Raw genomic sequence first — 17,459 nt, 5'->3', positions numbered from 1 at the left:
GTGCCATTCTCTCATTTGCATCAATACCAGCAAAAGTTAGCGCGATTTGGGCTGCGTCAGTTACTGCTATTAGCAGGCGAACCTACATGGCAAACAGAACAGATCCAGCAAATTACCCAGTTATGCCAAGGTGATTGGATAACGATTTCATCCTGCCAGCCTAATGCAATTTTACCAGAGCACGCTATTCGTCTGTTAGGACGAGAGTTTCTACATGCTGTTTTTGATGCTAATGAGGGATTTAATACCGATGCTTTAGCCATGTTAACGGGCACATTAAAAGCCGGTAGTTTATTGATCCTGTGTTTACCCAATATTGAAAGTTGGGATAGCTACATAGATAACGATAGTCAGCGCTGGAATGATGCTCAAGGTGTACTTTCAACGCCGAACTTTATGGTATGGCTAAAAGATATCACATTAGGTGATGAGCAAGTGATTGTGTGGCAACAATCAACATTATTAAAGTTGCCTACAATGATTGAAAAAGCTAAACCTTGGGTACTTCCACAGGGTGAACCAACCACAGAACAGCAATTGATTTTAGATAATTTGCTTATATCGACATCTGGTGTTTGGAGTGTTATTGCACCAAGAGGGCGTGGAAAATCTGCGCTTGCTGGTATGTTTATCGAGCAATATCAAGGTAATGTGATAGTTTGTGCACCTGCTAAAAATAGCACTGATGTTTTATCTTCCCATACCAACAAAGCTATTTCATTTTACTCTCCTGATAATTTATTAGCACTGTGCAAAAATAATGAAATTCAAAGTGATTGGTTGATTATTGATGAAGCTGCTTCTCTACCAATTGCACAATTAGAAGTGCTATGTGGTTATTTTCCTAATGTGTTAATGACAACCACAGTACAAGGTTATGAGGGGACAGGGCGTGGTTTTATGCTTAAATTAGGAGACAACATTCCTCATTTACGCACTTATCAATTACAAACACCAATCCGCTGGGCTAAAGATTGTCCATTAGAAAATTGGCTTAATCAGTTGTTATTACTTGATGAGCCTGAGTATGATTTTGAACGCCAGCAACAAGGTGAAGTCGATATCCAGAAGCTTCAAGGAAATTGGCATAATAATATTCCACAGCTATATGGGTTTTATCAACTGCTTACTAGTGCGCATTATCGAACAACACCGTTGGATCTACGGCGTTTACTTGATGGTCAAAAACAGCATTATTGGTCAGCGACAATCAATAAAAAAATCGTGGGTGCGGTGTGGTGTATTGAAGAAGGGGGATTACCTTTCGAACTTGCTTATGATGTATGGCTAGGTACTCGTAGGCCTAGAGGTAATCTACTTGCTCAATCATTAGTCACCTATGGTTTAACACCAGATGCAGTGTGTTTAACCTCATTGCGCATTAGTCGAATCGCCGTTTTACCTCAATATCGGCGCCAGAAAATTGCTGCAACTTTAATGACTAATATTGTAATAGAGAGCCAAAAACAGGCTATTGATTACCTTTCAGTGAGCTTTGGTTACACCGAAGTTTTAGCGCAGTTTTGGATGAAATGTGGCTTTCAAATAGTACGATTAGGGGTGCATAAAGAGGCTAGTAGCGGATGTTATACAGCAATGGCTATTTATCCACTAACAGAAAAAGGTGAACAGTTATTGCACTCGTCTTTAAGCGCTTTTGCTTTGCAATATCAGCAGATAAAACAGCAAACAGGTCTCTGTTTATCAACGAAATTGCTACCCCATCATATTGCTACATCACAGGACGCTTGGTTAATGATGGCAGGTTTTGCATTTGCTCATCGTCCGGTACTTACCGTTTATGAGTGTGTTGCCAACTTTTTGGTAGGTTATGAGCAACACTATCCGTTATTAGTGGCTTTTTTTGTAGAAAATAAAACAGTTGAGCAGTGTGTGGCTGAGTTTTCTTTATCAGGAAAAAAAGTCTTAACTAAGCAACTAAGAGAACAATGCGCGAAATTAATGACTGAAAAAGATCCTCAATTAACATCGCATTATCAACAGTGGTTAGCTACTTATTCACATCCTTCTTGTCTTGATTTTGTTTAGGCCAATCATCTTCATCATCCCATTTATCATTAAAATCGCGGTGTGGAGGCAATTTCCGCTTATTTTTAAGAAATTGTTTAGGATCGATTTTGTTCATATCTTTAATTGCGTTAATAATAATTCCCACTAAAAGAATTAAAATAACCCACCAATAGTCAGCAAACCAGTGCATAAATAAACCTTCTGTTTTAAAATCGTTATTGAGAATGAGGATCTTTTTTATTTAACGCTATAAAATAACCAGATACAGCATAAGTTGGAAAAGCACAGTATGAAACGGATATTATTGATTATAGCAGGTTGGTTATGCGTTGGATTAGCCACGCTGGGTGTTATTTTACCTGTATTACCCACAACACCTTTTTTATTACTTGCTGCATGGTGTTTTTCACGCTCATCAACACGCTTTCATCATTGGTTGCTTTACCGCTCTTGGTTTGGCTCTTATTTACGTTATTGGCAAGCTTATCGCGCTATGCCTAAAGGGGCGAAACCTAAAGCTATTTTAGTGATTTTAATTACTTTTGCGATTTCACTGTGGTTAGTATCAATGCTATGGGTCAGAATATTATTACTCATAATCCTAGCTTGTTTGTTAATTTTTATGTGGAGACTTCCTGTAAACGATCAACAAGAAGCCCCATGTGAGAAATAATTTTATTCAGGCAAAACAATATAACGTGAAAATATCTCGTCAAGATCCGCTAATAACCATTGTTTACCATAAATATCTTCTTCCTCTAACACTGATTTAAGAATTTCAGGTGTGTAAGCAAGTGAGGCTTCATGAGAAAGTGGCCAATAACTGATATGCCAAGGTTCGTAAGCAATATCGCTCTCTTTATGAGTAAAAGGGCGATAAAAATCATACGCTGACATATTCTCTGTTAACCACTCATTAAGCTCTGCAAAATAGCCTCCGTCTTCATACTCCCAAGGTTCTAACTGTAATGATTGCCCTTCAGGTAAGCGAAAGGGATCATAAATATCAATTTCGGTTCCCCAATGGTGGCGACTTGCACCAGGTAACGCTGACCATTTTAAAATCGCGGTACAGCGTTCGCCTTCTGATAAAGTAGTTATATCAATGGGTTGACTTTGTGCATCTAAAACAGGACGAGTGCCTTCAAACTTTCCATTCCATATCGCTAATTGGCGATTAAAATCACGAAAAGAGCTTGCGGGCATCAATTTAAAGCCGGCTTTTGTTGCCTGTTGTTGTAAGGCTAAAAAGGCTTTTGCTGCATTAAATTGTAAACGATGTTGACCGGATAAAGTGACTAAATGCTCAGTAGAGCGACCTGTTAGCATTAAAGGCGTTATCATAAAATAAGTTGCTCCATCACTCGCTGATAAATTCGACTAAGTTGCTGTAGATCTGCTGCATTAACACATTCATTCACTTTGTGAATAGTTGCATTTACAGGGCCTAACTCAACAACTTGCGCTCCCATTTGAGCTATAAATCGCCCATCAGAAGTGCCTCCGCTGGTGGAGAGTTCTGGATCTAAATTGGTGTAATGTTTGACAGAATAACGAACCGCTTCAAGCAATTTACCTTGACCAGTAATAAAAGGTTGACCAGATAAAGACCATTCTAAATGGTAACGAAGTTGGTGTTTTTGCAACAAAGCCTCTGTACGTTGACGAATTTCTTCATCAGTAATTGCGGTGCTAAAACGGAAATTAAATTGGATAAACAACTCACCAGGAATAACATTATTACTGCCAGTACCCGCATGAATATTAGCAATTTGCATGGTTGTTGCTGGGAAAAATTCGTTACCTTCATCCCAAACCGTATTGACTAATTCTTGAATAAAAGGGGATGCAGTATGAATAGGATTTTCTGCAAGGTGAGGGTAAGCAACATGCCCTTGCACACCTTGAATTAATAAATTCGCTGTTATTGAACCTCGACGGCCATTTTTTACCATATCACCTAATTGATGTTGGCTAGAGGGTTCCCCGACAAGGCAATAATCAAGCCGTTCGCCTCGTGACATCAAAGATTGCACAACTTTCACTGTACCATCAGCTGCTTTTGCTTCTTCATCAGAGGTAATTAAAAAAGCTAGTCGTCCACGGTGATCGGGATAAGAACGTACAAAACGTTCTGCTGCGATAATCATTGCGGCAAGAGAGCCTTTCATATCGGCAGCACCGCGACCATAAAGCATGCCATCACGTATTGACGGTTCAAACGGTGGTTGTTCCCATAATGCTGGATCACCAGTAGGAACCACATCGGTATGACCCGCAAAGGCTAGAGTCTCGCCCTCACCTCCACGACAAGCCCATAAATTCTCTGTTTCACCAAAAGGCATTCTTTCAATAGTAAAACCAAGAGGAGCTAGCCTATCAATAATCAATTGTTGACAACCTTGATCGTCAGGGCTTATCGAAGGACGTGAAATTAATTGTTGTGCAAGTTCAATAACAGGACAGGACATAAATATTAGGCTCCTGTAAAGGTTAAATAGTCATTGGTATTAAAACCGACAATAAAGCGGTTATCTGATGAGACAAGAATGGGGCGCTTAATGATAGCGGGTTTATCTAACATCAGTGAAATAGCGGAGGTAACATCCGTGATTGCATTTTTTTCTTCATCAGATAATTGGCGCCAAGTTGTTCCTCTTTTATTCACAAGTGTCTGCCAATCTAAATTTTCTGTAAAGGTGCGTAATAATGCTTCCGTCAAACCCTCTTTGCGGTAATCATGAAACGCGTAAGGAACATGATTATCATCTAGCCATTTACGTGCTTTTTTGATTGTATCGCAATTTTTTATGCCGTACATGGTATATGTCAGGTTTGTCGTGGACATGATATTTTCCTTATATGACAATACGTAATATTAGTATTGATGAGAATGAGTGTTATACAATTCCAAAGTAACAGCTTTTGTTGTAGTGAAAAATCCTATTTACATTATAAAATATATCGGATATTAAACTGTCACGTTAGTGTAACGAATTGTGTAGCGTAGAGTAATACAAATACGAATAAAGATTTCCGTTGGTAAAAGAGAATATGAAAAGTATTTCACTGAGTCTTATATTACTTTTACTTTCTTCTTTTAGCTGGGCAGATGAAGAAAATGACAGTCAAAAAGTTGATGAGTATAAAATAGCCTTAGAAGCTTTTTTTAACAGTGATTATTTATTGTGTTTGGGCGAAGGGAAATGGCCTGTATATAGCAATGAAGATGATGCACCTTGGGTGTTAGAAAGAATGCATGCATTAGTTGAGGCGGGATTGATTGAACAAACAGCAAATGGAGAAGAATGGGTATTCAATCTCAGTGAAAAAGGACGCAAAGCGTGGCAACCTTACCAAGACTTCTGCTATGGCCATCTGTTTATTAGCCAAATAAAAGAGATCCAACCGATAGGATCAGGGAAAAGTAAAATTTATTTCTATTATGGTGTAAAAGGTATTCCTTCGTGGGCAACCAATGAGGAAATACAATCTGCTTTTAGTGAACTTGATATTGTCATAAATGGAATTAATCGAGAGCTTTATCAGTTAAATATTGAAAAAATGCCAGATAACCATTTTAAAGTATTAAGTTATCCTGTTCCTATTGAGTAATTAATGACTTAATGCACACTTAAGCAAAATATTCAATAATAACTCTGATTACCCCGACCCTGTGTCGGGGTAAAACGTTTAATACTGGTGCTTAATAAGAATAAGACTGGCAGCTAAACGAGAAGTAACTTGTAGTTTCTTTAAAATGTTACGAATATGAACTTTCACTGTTTCTTCAGAAATAAATAAGTTTTCAGCAATTTGTTTGTTTTTCATACCAACTGACACTTCATGAAGGACATCAAGCTCCCTTTTCGTAAGAGCTGAAAGTGGATCAGAATAGTTTTGTCTAAGTTGAATATATTGCCAAACACGCTCGCTATAAACAGGATGCCCAACAGCCGCTTTACGCAAGCTTAGTAACAGCATATCTAATTCACATTCTTTTAAAAGATAACCGTTTGCGCCTGCATCCAATGCGGCATAAACATCGTTGCGTGAATCAGAAACGGATAAAACAAGAACGTAAGATGTTAAACCAGAACGTCGAAGTGTTCGAATAGTATCAATACCAGAACGCCCTTGCAGATTTAAATCCATCATAATTAAATCTGGATTTAATTGTTTTGCAGCGGTTACAGCCTCTTGAGCATTGCCACTTTCGCTTACTACGACAAAATCCTTGTCTTTTTCTAACAATAGCCGTAATCCATATCTCATGATAGGGTGATCATCCACTATCATAATTGAGTAGCTAGGCATAACCCCTCTCCCTAAAAAAAAATAATAATGTGCGTAATCTTTCCAAAAGTAGAAAATAAAAAAGTAAATTCCAAATGAGGAATAAAAATTAGAATCAGACATCTTATTAAAACAATAAGAAAATAAAATTGACGGTTGGCAATATTACACCAATTATTGTTACGGGTAAAAAAGAAAATAACCAAAACGCTTAACAAAAAATCTAATTCTATAAAATCTTTATCGTTACAATGAGTTGTGTGGAGATGTGCCTATTTGAAAAATAATCAACAAGCGAAAATAGTTATTGTTTTTTTAAATAATATAAAAAATTTAATTATTTTAAATGTTAATTTAATATCTGATAAATAATAAACAAACATTGTCTTTTTTCTGTTCGAGTTTATTACAGTGGGGAAAATTAAACGACGTTAATAATATACCTATAACTAGGTATTAATTGTATATAATAAATCTAGAGTGTATTGATCTTAGATAGTCATTTTCATTCGTATTTAAATGAGTAAAACGTCTTTTAATCGAATCCAAAGGGCTGTTTTTAATAGCTGTTTTTATTTTAAGTGATCACTATTAGTATCATTCAATGCCTAAAATAGCTGAGTAGGTTGTTTTATAAGCTTTTGTAGCGATAAAAATAAGTAAAAAAGATCAGTGTTTCTAGTTTACTAAATTGAAAAAAGTGTCGTAGCCGTCATGATTTAACGCTCCATTACCATTATACTAACGAAGCCCTTACCCTATTGATACAAAGGATATGAAGATGGAAGACAAATTAAAACAAAGCGCTCTAGATTTTCATGAATTTCCCGTACCAGGCAAAATCACAGTAACACCTACAAAACCATTAATTACCCAACGTGATCTGGCATTAGCTTATTCGCCGGGTGTTGCAGCACCTTGTCTAGAAATTGCAGCCGATCCTCTTGCTGCTTATCGCTATACCGCTAAAGGTAACCTTGTTGGGGTGATTTCAAATGGTACAGCAGTGCTTGGACTTGGAAATATTGGAGCCTTAGCCGGTAAGCCTGTAATGGAAGGTAAGGGCGTTTTGTTTAAGAAGTTTTCTGGTGTTGATGTTTTTGACATTGAAGTTAATGAAACGGACCCTGATAAACTTGTTGATATTATTGCTTCATTAGAACCTACTTTTGGCGGTATTAACCTCGAAGATATTAAAGCACCAGAGTGTTTTTATATTGAGCAAAAATTGCGTGAGAGAATGAATATCCCTGTTTTCCATGATGATCAACATGGTACAGCGATTATCTCAACTGCCGCGATCCTCAATGGTTTACGTATTATTCGAAAAGATATTAGCAAAGTAAAATTAGTGGTATCAGGGGCGGGTGCAGCTTCTATCGCGTGTATGAATCTATTAGTCGCTTTAGGACTCACACGTGAAAATATCACAGTATGTGACTCAAAAGGCGTTATCTACCGTGGTCGTGAAGCTAATATGGCAGAAACCAAAGCCGCCTATGCGATTGAAGACAATGGTACGCGTACATTAGATGATGTTATTAATAATGCCGATATTTTCTTAGGTTGTTCAGGGCCTGGTGTATTAACACAAGAAATGGTTAAAAAAATGGCGCGCGATCCACTTATTCTTGCGCTTGCAAATCCAGAGCCTGAAATTTTACCGCCATTAGCAAAAGCAGTGCGTTCTGACGCGATTATCTGTACGGGTCGTTCAGATTATCCAAATCAGGTTAATAACGTATTGTGTTTCCCATTCATTTTCCGTGGTGCATTAGACGTTGGCGCGACTGCGATTAATGAAGAGATGAAACTCGCATGTGTACATGCTATCGCAGAGCTTGCACTGGCAGAGCAAAACGAAGAGGTCGCTTCAGCGTATGGTGATCAAGAGCTCTCTTTTGGCCCAGAATATATTATTCCAAAGCCGTTTGATCCACGCTTGATTGTAAAAATTGCACCTGCAGTTGCAAAAGCAGCCATGGATTCAGGTGTTGCAACACGCCCAATTGAAGATTTCTCGGTTTATATCGAACATCTTAATGAGTTTGTTTATAAAACTAACTTATTTATGAAGCCTATTTTCTCTCAAGCGAAAAAAGAGAAAAAACGCATTGTTTTAGCTGAAGGTGAAGAAAACCGCGTATTACATGCCACACAAGAACTCGTTACATTAGGTTTAGCAACTCCAATCTTAATTGGTCGCCCTAGTGTTATTGAAATGCGTATTCAAAAACTGGGTTTACATATTCAAGCTGGCAAAGATTTTGAAGTAGTGAACAATGAAAACGACCCACGTTTCAAAGAATATTGGCAAGAATATCACCAAATTATGAAACGTCGAGGTATCTCTCAAGAACAAGCTCGTCGCGCAATGATTGGTAATCCAACGCTTATAGGTGCCATTATGGTGCGTAGAGGTGAAGCTGATGGCTTGATTTGCGGTACAGTAGGGAGCTATGCAGAGCACTTCGAAATCTATAAAAATGTATTTGGTTTACGTGAAGGTATGGAAACGGCAGGAGCAATGAATGCACTGTTATTACCAAGTGGTAATACTTTCATTACAGATACTTACGTTAATGAAGATCCAACTGCCGAACAACTGGCGGATATTACTCTGATGGCAGCGGATACCATTCGCCGTTTTGGTATTGAACCAAAAGCTGCGCTAGTTTCTCGCTCAAGTTTTGGCTCCTTTGATAGTCCATCATCAATCAAACTTAGAAAAGCGTTAGAAATTATCAAACAACGCGCACCTGAATTAGAAATTGATGGTGAAATGCATGCCGATGCTGCATTAGTAGAGTCTATTCGCCGTGATGTGATGCCTGATAGTCCATTAAAAGGTTCTGCGAATTTACTTATTATGCCAACGATGGAAGCGGCACGTATTAGCTATAACTTATTACGAGTAACCAGTTCTGATGGTGTGACAGTGGGGCCAGTTTTAATGGGGGTCGCTAAACCGGCTCATATTTTAACGCCAATTGCATCAGTACGTCGTATCGTAAACATGGTGGCATTAGCGGTTGTTGAGGCTCAAGCCCAATCACAAAATTAATTCTTATAATTAGCTGTATTATATACAAAAGGCGCCTTTTTAAGGCGCTTTTTTATATTCATGAAACCTATGCAAAGCATTAAATGCAAATTAATATAATAATGATATTGATAATTATTAGCAATAATATTAACCTATGCGTCCAACTGAATATAGGTATATATAACTAATAGGATGATTATGTTTTTCTCAATATCAAAAAGGATCTTACTGCTAGTTTCATTAATAAGTCTTTCAGCATGTCATTCGATAGAAAAGCAACCTGTATCAGCTGTAGATCTGACAATTATTCAGTCGGCAAACATCATTGATACTCAAACTGGACAATCTATTACGGCAGATACTCTGCTAACACGACTAGCAAGCCAATCTCGTGTGATCATTGGTGAGAAACATGACAATGCTTATCATCATGATATTGAATATTGGTTAATGACTGAATTAGCTAAAAAACGTCCTCAAGGATCGGTTTTATTAGAGATGCTAACACCAAGTCAGCAATCCTTAGTTGATAGTACGAAAAAACGTTATTCAGGTTCTGAATATCTACGGGATGAACGCCTAATGGCGGCATTAAAATGGAATTCTGGTTGGCCTTGGAAATGGTATGGCGATATTGTTAAAGCAGGGCTAAGTGCAGATTATCCTTTATTAGCTGCCAATATCGATCGTAGTGAAATATCTAGTGCGTATAAAAACCCACCTATTATTGAAGGTTTGCATTCAACAGATGCATCCGTTCGTCAACTTATTCAAAAAACAATCGAACTTTCTCATGGCGGTGCACTTGATAAAACACAAGCAGAAAAAATGACGATTATTCAGCAATTGCGAGATCGCGCAATGGCACAAAGTTTATTAAATGCTCCTATTCCTGCGCTTTTAATTGCAGGCTCTTTCCATGCCACAAAGGTAATGGGTGTTCCTTTGCATATTGCTGATTTAGCGCCGAATGAACACGTAATTGTCGTGATAATGACGGAAGAGGGAAGTGATGTCACTTCAGTTCATGCCGATTATCTTTGGATAACACCTGTTGCATTACCTTAATTTATTGATAACACGATTATGCTTATTTCCTCTTGTATGGATCAAATGCCAAAATTCCAGCTTTGTAGTTCTAAAGCTTTAATTTTTGCTATCGGTGTACATGCTGTTTTTGTCATGGCTTATTTTTATTTCAATAAAGAGAATACGGTATTAATACAAGAGCCTGAACTCGCTGTGATGATGAGCTTGAGTGAAAATGTACAAGCGCTCAGTGATGAAAAACAGGTTGTTGGAATGGATCAACAACTTGCGGTGGCAAGTCATAAAAAGGTAGAGCAAGATATTGCTGAAAAACAACCTGATCTGATTGTGAATGAAAATGCTGATATCCTTATCGAAAAACCTAAAAAAAGGGTCAATGTAGAGCAAACAGCTAAAGTCACACCTGTTACATCACCAGTAAAACCAGCACCTATTATTAGTGAAAATGTGTCTAGCCAATCAGCACCTTCAAGTAGTCGCTCCGCGGCGAGACAGCAATCCAATGATGTTAGTGCAAATTATGACAGTGATTCAGACAGCTCAGAAAGTGCATTAGCATTATGGCAAGCTAAAACAAAAGGGCATCTTAATCGCTATAAAGCCTATCCTGAAGAGGCAAAAAGCAAAGGAAGAACGGGTATTTCTAAAGTACGCTTTATTGTTGATGAACAAGGTTATGTCATATCGAGTGAATTAATTCTTAGTAGTGGCGTGCGTTCTTTAGATAGAGAAGCACAAAGAGTGCTCAAACGCGCTGAACCCTTACCGATACCGCCTATAGAGTTATTGTCGAAAGGTAAAATAATGGTTGAAATGCCAATTGAGTTTTCTACACTAACGTTCTAACGACAGGTTAAAAAGGAATAAAACGTTATGCTAGTCGCAACAAAAAAACGGATGACGTTGCAATTAACGAGTGCGATCATGGCTTTGTTAATTTCAACAACACCTGCATTGGCTCAAAATCAAAAGGACTCCCTAGTGATGCCACCAAAAGCAAATAAAGTGCCTCATGTGATGACAGAACATGGCGATGCACGTACCGATAATTATTATTGGCTAAGAGATGATTCACGCAAAGATCCTAAAGTGCTTGATTATCTTAATGCTGAAAACGCCTATACCGAATCCGTAATGAAAGAAGGTAAGGCATTAGAAGAAACACTCTTTAATGAAATGGTGAGCCGCATGGCTCAAAATGATGAGTCTGTGCCTTATATTTATAATGGCTATACTTATCGTACTATTTACCAAGAAGGTAAAGATTTTCCTATTTATCAGCGTAAACCAGTTAATAGCGAGGGTGAATGGGAAGTTCTTGTTGATGGAAACGAACGTGCTAAAGGGCATGAGTTCTATCAATTAGGTGATCTGACTATCAGCCCAGATAATAAACGTATAGCGATTGCTGAAGATAAAGAAGGGCGAAGAAACTATAATGTAGCTTATAAAGAGTTATCGGATAACGCATGGAAAGAGAATGTGTTAACGAATATCTCGGCAAATTTAGTGTGGGCAAATGATAGCAAAACACTATTTTATGTTGATAAAGATCCACAAACGCTACTGCCTTATCAAATCTATCGCCATCAATATGGCACTGATCGTCAACAAGACGTTAAAATCTTTGAAGAAAACGACGATCGCTTTTATACATGGATGGGTAAAAGCAAATCTGAAGATTACATTTTGGTATCAATTGAAAGCTCAACAACGTCAGAGTCTCGCTTAATTGATGCAAATGCACCAGAAAAACCAATGGTGATTTTTTCTGCGCGGCAAGAAGGCCGAGAATATGATATCGACCATTTTAATGGCGAATTCTATATTCGTTCGAATCATGAAAGTGAATTGTTTGGTCTTTATAAAACTGCATCAATTGATAAGCCTTGGGAAACCGTCATTGCACCACAAAAAGATGTCGATTTAGAAGGTTTTGATCTGTTTAATCGCTGGTTAGTTGTAGAAGAAAGAAAACAAGGCCTAGTATCATTGCGCCAGATTGATTGGAAAACAGGTCAATCAACTAATGTCACATTTGACGATCCTGTTTATATGGCATGGTTAGGATTTAACCCTCAAGCAGATAGTGAAGAGCTTCGCTTTGGTTATACATCCATGACAACACCATCTTCAACTTATCAATGGAATATGCAAACACATCAAAAGCAACTGCTTAAACAGCAAGAAGTAAAAGGCTTTGAACGTGATTTGTATGAAAGTGAGCGCATTTGGGTAAAAGCACAAGACGGTGTTGAAGTGCCTGTATCATTGGTTTATCGCAAAGATTTATTTAAGAAAGGTGAAAATCCTATCTTAATTTATGGTTATGGCTCTTACGGTAGTAGCATTGATCCATCATTTAGTTCACCTCGTTTAAGTTTATTAGACAGAGGTTTTGTCTACGCAATTGTGCATGTGCGTGGGGGTGGTGAACTAGGCAAGCGCTGGTATAACCAAGGTAAAATGGAGCATAAAGTTAATACTTTTACTGACTTTATTGATGCTACTAAATATCTAATTGCCGAAGGTTACGGAGCGCCTAAACACGTTTATGCCATGGGCGGCAGTGCGGGTGGATTATTAATGGGGGCAGTTGTGAATATGGCGCCAGAGTTATACCGTGGCGTCGTATCACAAGTTCCATTTGTTGATGTTGTGACAACAATGCTCGATGCTTCAATTCCATTAACGACAGGGGAATATGAAGAGTGGGGAAATCCTGCGGATAAAGACGTTTATTTCCGCTTAAAATCCTATAGTCCATACGACAATGTGGTTGCGAAAGCGTATCCTCATTTATTAGTTACTACAGGATTACATGATTCACAAGTACAATATTGGGAGCCTGCAAAGTGGGTTGCTAAATTACGTGAATTAAAAACAGATAATAATCTATTATTACTTGATACTAATATGAGTGCAGGACACGGTGGTAAATCAGGACGTTTTAATCGTTTACGTGATACTGCAAAAGAATATGCTTTTATTCTGATGTTAGAACAACCGAAAGTCTATTTTAAAGATCAAAATATTAACTAGATTAATAAGTAATAATAAATAAATTTAATAAAATTAGCCTGTCTCTCTTTAAGAGAGGCAGCGCTATTATTTAAACTTTATATAACAATAATAATATTTTTTCTTATTTTAATTTTTCATATAAAGCAACGTGAGCCTATTTAAATAAAAATAAAGAATAGGTTTATTATGAAATTTACAAGGAAAATACTTGGCACTCTTATATTATTTTCGGGTGTTAATCATCTTGTCATCGCATCTGAAACAGATAAAGCAGTTCAATTTAGTAGTTTAAAAGTTTCATCAGCACAAAAAGAAACACCAGAACAAAAAGCATTGGGAAAGCCCGGCGCTTATAGCTCTATTGGTGAAATTAATAATCTCGAATCTGTTGAACAAACATTACGCTCAACGCCAGGTACGTATACTCAAATGGATGTAAGTCAACCTGGTGTTAGTGTCAATATTCGCGGACTTAGTGGTTTTGGTCGCGTTAATATGATGGTGGATGGTGTCACGCAAACGATGTATAGCACATCACCTAGTCAATATGCTCATGGTGCACAACCCTATAATCAATTTAATACGATGATTGATCCGAATTTTATTATTAAAATTGATATTTCTCGTGGTCAACAAGATGGTGAAAATAGTATCAATGCTTTAGCAGGTAGTGCTAATTTTAAAACAATTGGTGTCGAGGATGTTTTATTTAAAGGGAATTCATGGGGTGTAAGAAGTAAAGCAGCGGGTGGTACGAATGGATTAGGTTATAACGGCATGGTCGCTTTTGCCGGACAACGCTCTTTATTTAATGATAATGGTACTATTGGTGCAATGCTTGCATTGAGTGGGCACAAAATAGAATCGTCTTATAAAAATGGTGCGGGTTTTAATAGTGAAGAATTTGCGACAAGTAAAGAATTTAATCAGAGACCACACTCAGAACTCACTAAAATAAATATAAAGCCGAATGATTCTCATGAAATAGAATTAAGTGGTCGTTTTTATAACAACAATTTTAATCGTCGCAAAATTGATGCCAAAGATTACTATGCAAAATATCGCTATACACCTTTAAATGATTTATTTGATAGTGAAATTCTGCTTAGCCACAGCCAAGCATCACAAAAGTTTGAGGGCGATTCTCTTGTAAGTTTGCGAGAAGCAAATGCTAAAAATATATCTGATTCATTAGTGGCGAAAAATACCAGTCGCTTTAATTATGGTGAATTAGATATGGCATTAACGCTGGGCTCTAAATTAATGTCAACAGAATACAAACGTAATGTTACTGCACCTTCTAGTGATCCATGGCAATCACAAAATATGATTGAATATAACTCCTTTGCACCTAAAGGAAAAAATGATTTAACCAGTTTCTTCTCACAAATGAAATTTGAATATGATATTTATACGTTAGATCTCAATTTAAATTATGTGGATTATCATATTAAAGGGCGTAAACCTGCTTGTGATCCAACTGCTGCCTGCTTCCCTGAAGGTGAAATGAATGTTAATCGCCATGATAGAAATTGGGACCCAGGCATGTTACTTTCCGCTGAAATTATTCCTGAATTTCAGCCATTTGTCAGTTATGCACAAACAATGAGAGCACCTACCTCACAAGAGATCTTTTTTGCCAATGAAGGTGGCGCTTCAATGAATCCATTTTTGAAAAGTGAAAAGGCCGATACTGTTCAAATTGGTTTTAATAGCTATCGTCCAGATTTAATTATTGAAGGTGACAGTTTACGATTTAAAGGATTGTGGTATCACACAAAAATTAAAGATTACATCTCTAGTGATTCTTATTTTGTGTGTAAAGGTGGTGTACGTTGTAAAAATGACGGCTCTTTAACGGATGAGGATTACGCGGGAATTGAATATGATGGCAATATTTTCCTGTATACCAATAGTCTTGAGCCTGTAACTTTACGTGGTTATGAACTTCAAGCAAATTATGATGCAGGGGTGTTTTACACAAACCTTTCTTATAGCGATCAGCGCACATCTCAACCGACTTCGATTGCCAGCACCGATTTTGGGCAAACTCCCGCCTCTGAGTTACCTAAATATTATGCCTCTATTGATACCGGTGTTCGCTTCTTTGATGACCAGTCATTAGAACTAGGTACTGTGATCCAAATCACAGGGAAATCACGTAAATCTTCACCTGAAGGTGTTGATTTTGATACGGGTAAAGTCCCTATGGTGCAACAAGATAATATTCCAACAGTTATTGATCTTTATAGTAATTATAAAATTAATAAGAATATTTCTTTGAAATTTGCAGTGCATAACTTAATGAATAAAAACTATTCTAATGCACTTGATAGAAGTAATTCAGCGCCAATGATGCAAGAGCCTGGAAGTAATACTCAAACTGCTCGAGGACGAAGCTACCTTTTTGCAGGAGAAGTGCGTTTTTAATATAACGTAATGATTATCTTAAAATATAGATAATAAAAAACGGCACCAATATTATTTTGATGCCGTTTTTCTTCTGTACTTGTATAAAGCTTAAATTACTCGATTTAACTTAATCGTTATTTTTAGCAGTTATTTTGCGTTTTGCTCTAATTTTTTGTGTTTTCACTACTTCACTGGTGATCCAACCATCTTCAACACGCGTTTTTAATGGATCGCCCACTTTCACTTGTTTGGTGTTTTTCAGCACTTCTCCAGATTCTGTTTCACTAATACTGTAACCGCGAGAAAGTGTTGCGAGAGGACTCACACTTTCTAAGCGAGAACAACTAATAGCGAACTGTTCACGTTGACGGGATAGCTGCTGTGCAATACTTTCTCGCATACGGTAAATCAACAGTTGTTGTTGACGAAGTAATGCTTGAATTTGGGAACTAGGCGCTTGGTAATTAAGGCGTTTTTGTAGTTGTATTTGTTGATGTTGTTTGGCTTGCAATAGTCGCTGAAAACTAGAAACTAAACGCTGTTGTGTTGAAGCCAATACATTTTGCTGACGGGCAAGGCGTAAATGAGGATGCTGTTGCTGTAAGCGATGATGAAGCTGTGTTATTGCGCGTAATTTTTTCGCTAAGTAATAATCCATTGCCATTTCAAGGCGTTGTTGTTGTGATTGCAATTGGCGCAATAGCTCAAGCTTGTTACGGCTGATGAGTTCTGCCGCTGCAGAAGGTGTTGGCGCCCTAAGGTCAGCAATAAAATCAGCAATGGTCACATCAGTTTCATGACCAACAGCACTTACAATAGGAATTTTACTGGCAAAAATAGCACGAGCAACGCGTTCATCATTAAATGCCCAGAGATCTTCTAATGAACCACCGCCACGGCCAACGATTAAGACGTCGCACTCTTTACGACGGTTAGCAAGTTCAATAGCACGAACAATTTGCATAGGTGCTTCTGCACCTTGGACTGCCGTTGGGTAGATAAGTACGGGTAAAGATGGATCACGACGGCGAAGAATATTTAAAATGTCGTGTAGTGCAGCGCCTGTTGATGAAGTGATGACACCAATTTGTTTTGCAGGTGATGGTAGGGGATTTTTATGGATAGCATCAAATAAACCTTCTGCACTGAGTTTTTGTTTTAATAGCTCAAACTGTTGTTGTAAAAGCCCGTCACCAGCAGGTTGCATACTCTCAACAATCAGTTGGTAATCACCACGAGGCTCATACAATGTGATTGTTGCTCGCACTAAGACTTGCTGACCATGTTGAGGGCGGAAAGTGACTTTGCTATTTTGCCCACGAAACATCGCAGCTCTAATTTGGGCGTTAGTATCTTTTAGCGTAAAATACCAGTGACCAGAAGAGGGTTGAGTAAAATTAGAAATTTCAGCGCTGATCCAAATGCGACCCATTTCCATTTCTAATAATTGGCGAACGGTCTTATTTAGACGGCTAACAGTAAAAATATTATTGTTTATTGATAGTGTCATGTGAGCCAGATCAAATTTTAAAACAAAGACTTAATTGATTGATACTACCTAAGTTCGTGGCAGGATCAATAAAAATTTTGAAAAAAAGCT

14 protein-coding genes are annotated in these 17,459 nt (G+C 37.7%); 8 read left to right on the top strand and 6 right to left on the bottom strand.

Annotation, left to right across the window (positions count from 1 at the left end; translation table 11 throughout):
- Window positions 1–2,049 carry a tRNA(Met) cytidine acetyltransferase TmcA gene (locus GTH24_RS11560; protein ID WP_072068412.1) on the top strand — a complete coding sequence of 683 codons (2,049 nt, stop codon included), beginning with the start codon at window positions 1–3 and terminating at the stop codon, window positions 2,047–2,049.
- Here the strand turns inward: GTH24_RS11560 and GTH24_RS11555 are convergent.
- Window positions 2,012–2,221 carry a YpfN family protein gene (locus GTH24_RS11555; protein WP_072068410.1) on the bottom strand — a complete coding sequence of 70 codons (210 nt, stop codon included), beginning with the start codon at window positions 2,219–2,221 and terminating at the stop codon, window positions 2,012–2,014. The genes GTH24_RS11560 and GTH24_RS11555 overlap by 38 nt on opposite strands.
- A gap of 99 nt (window positions 2,222–2,320) precedes the next feature.
- On the opposite strand from GTH24_RS11555, the gene GTH24_RS11550 reads away from it, so the two are divergent.
- Entirely contained in the window at window positions 2,321–2,704 is a 384-nt protein-coding gene (locus GTH24_RS11550) for a DUF454 family protein (protein WP_072068409.1), read from the top strand.
- Between the two features lie 2 nt (window positions 2,705–2,706).
- On the opposite strand, the gene GTH24_RS11545 is transcribed toward GTH24_RS11550, so the two are convergent.
- The 3 genes from GTH24_RS11545 to GTH24_RS11535 are packed head-to-tail and all read right to left on the bottom strand — an operon-like array spanning window position 2,707 to window position 4,879.
- Window positions 2,707–3,375, bottom strand: a complete 669-nt coding sequence (locus GTH24_RS11545) for a M15 family metallopeptidase (protein ID WP_072068408.1) — start codon at window positions 3,373–3,375, stop codon at window positions 2,707–2,709.
- Window positions 3,372–4,502, bottom strand: coding sequence for a succinyl-diaminopimelate desuccinylase (gene dapE / locus GTH24_RS11540; RefSeq protein ID WP_072068407.1), 1,131 nt, complete (start codon window positions 4,500–4,502; stop codon window positions 3,372–3,374). The genes GTH24_RS11545 and dapE overlap by 4 nt, the downstream gene beginning before the upstream one ends.
- Window positions 4,503–4,507: 5 nt before the next feature.
- On the bottom strand, window positions 4,508–4,879 hold the full coding sequence (locus tag GTH24_RS11535) for an ArsC family reductase (protein ID WP_072068406.1): 372 nt from the start codon (window positions 4,877–4,879) through the stop codon (window positions 4,508–4,510).
- Between the two features lie 206 nt (window positions 4,880–5,085).
- Between GTH24_RS11535 and GTH24_RS11530 the strand changes: the two genes are divergently transcribed.
- A complete protein-coding gene (locus tag GTH24_RS11530) occupies window positions 5,086–5,646 on the top strand; it encodes a hypothetical protein (RefSeq protein ID WP_072068405.1) in 561 nt (186 codons plus the stop codon).
- Window positions 5,647–5,724: 78 nt separating this feature from the next.
- Here GTH24_RS11530 and GTH24_RS11525 read toward each other — a convergent pair whose 3' ends face one another.
- Entirely contained in the window at window positions 5,725–6,348 is a 624-nt protein-coding gene (locus tag GTH24_RS11525) for a response regulator (RefSeq protein WP_072068404.1), read from the bottom strand.
- Between the two features lie 760 nt (window positions 6,349–7,108).
- On the opposite strand from GTH24_RS11525, the gene maeB reads away from it, so the two are divergent.
- The 5 genes from maeB (at window position 7,109) to GTH24_RS11500 (ending at window position 15,877) form a co-directional block, all read left to right on the top strand.
- A complete protein-coding gene (gene maeB, locus GTH24_RS11520) occupies window positions 7,109–9,391 on the top strand; it encodes an NADP-dependent oxaloacetate-decarboxylating malate dehydrogenase (protein WP_164526444.1) in 2,283 nt (760 codons plus the stop codon).
- A 180-nt stretch (window positions 9,392–9,571) separates the two neighbouring features.
- Window positions 9,572–10,441, top strand: a complete 870-nt coding sequence (locus tag GTH24_RS11515; protein ID WP_072068402.1) for a ChaN family lipoprotein — start codon at window positions 9,572–9,574, stop codon at window positions 10,439–10,441.
- A gap of 45 nt (window positions 10,442–10,486) precedes the next feature.
- On the top strand, window positions 10,487–11,269 hold the full coding sequence (locus GTH24_RS11510; RefSeq protein ID WP_241253953.1) for an energy transducer TonB family protein: 783 nt from the start codon (window positions 10,487–10,489) through the stop codon (window positions 11,267–11,269).
- Window positions 11,270–11,296: 27 nt separating this feature from the next.
- Entirely contained in the window at window positions 11,297–13,465 is a 2,169-nt protein-coding gene (locus tag GTH24_RS11505; protein WP_164526443.1) for a S9 family peptidase, read from the top strand.
- Window positions 13,466–13,633: 168 nt separating this feature from the next.
- On the top strand, window positions 13,634–15,877 hold the full coding sequence (locus tag GTH24_RS11500; RefSeq protein WP_164526442.1) for a TonB-dependent receptor: 2,244 nt from the start codon (window positions 13,634–13,636) through the stop codon (window positions 15,875–15,877).
- A 109-nt stretch (window positions 15,878–15,986) separates the two neighbouring features.
- Here the strand turns inward: GTH24_RS11500 and xseA are convergent, their stop codons facing one another.
- On the bottom strand, window positions 15,987–17,369 hold the full coding sequence (gene xseA, locus GTH24_RS11495; RefSeq protein ID WP_072068399.1) for an exodeoxyribonuclease VII large subunit: 1,383 nt from the start codon (window positions 17,367–17,369) through the stop codon (window positions 15,987–15,989).
- Window positions 17,370–17,459 lie beyond the last annotated feature (90 nt).

Source organism: Proteus vulgaris, assembly GCF_011045815.1.
GTDB classification, from domain to species: domain Bacteria; phylum Pseudomonadota; class Gammaproteobacteria; order Enterobacterales; family Enterobacteriaceae; genus Proteus; species Proteus vulgaris_B.
The sequence above is the reverse complement of the archived record's forward strand: the minus strand, read 5'-3'. Positions and strand labels throughout refer to the sequence as shown.

What these genes read in the sequence shown, in the direction of transcription:
- GTH24_RS11515 (WP_072068402.1), top strand. Translation starts at nt 9,572, where the DNA reads ATGTTTTTCTCAATATCAAAAAGGATCTTACTGCTAGTTTCATTAATA.
- GTH24_RS11505 (WP_164526443.1), top strand. Translation starts at nt 11,297, where the DNA reads ATGCTAGTCGCAACAAAAAAACGGATGACGTTGCAATTAACGAGTGCG.
- GTH24_RS11510 (WP_241253953.1), top strand. Translation starts at nt 10,487, where the DNA reads ATGCCAAAATTCCAGCTTTGTAGTTCTAAAGCTTTAATTTTTGCTATC.
- maeB (WP_164526444.1), top strand. Translation starts at nt 7,109, where the DNA reads ATGGAAGACAAATTAAAACAAAGCGCTCTAGATTTTCATGAATTTCCC.
- GTH24_RS11500 (WP_164526442.1), top strand. Translation starts at nt 13,634, where the DNA reads ATGAAATTTACAAGGAAAATACTTGGCACTCTTATATTATTTTCGGGT.
- GTH24_RS11555 (WP_072068410.1), bottom strand. Translation starts at nt 2,221, where the DNA reads ATGCACTGGTTTGCTGACTATTGGTGGGTTATTTTAATTCTTTTAGTG.
- GTH24_RS11550 (WP_072068409.1), top strand. Translation starts at nt 2,321, where the DNA reads ATGAAACGGATATTATTGATTATAGCAGGTTGGTTATGCGTTGGATTA.
- GTH24_RS11530 (WP_072068405.1), top strand. Translation starts at nt 5,086, where the DNA reads ATGAAAAGTATTTCACTGAGTCTTATATTACTTTTACTTTCTTCTTTT.
- xseA (WP_072068399.1), bottom strand. Translation starts at nt 17,369, where the DNA reads ATGACACTATCAATAAACAATAATATTTTTACTGTTAGCCGTCTAAAT.
- GTH24_RS11525 (WP_072068404.1), bottom strand. Translation starts at nt 6,348, where the DNA reads ATGCCTAGCTACTCAATTATGATAGTGGATGATCACCCTATCATGAGA.
- GTH24_RS11545 (WP_072068408.1), bottom strand. Translation starts at nt 3,375, where the DNA reads ATGATAACGCCTTTAATGCTAACAGGTCGCTCTACTGAGCATTTAGTC.
- dapE (WP_072068407.1), bottom strand. Translation starts at nt 4,502, where the DNA reads ATGTCCTGTCCTGTTATTGAACTTGCACAACAATTAATTTCACGTCCT.
- GTH24_RS11535 (WP_072068406.1), bottom strand. Translation starts at nt 4,879, where the DNA reads ATGTCCACGACAAACCTGACATATACCATGTACGGCATAAAAAATTGC.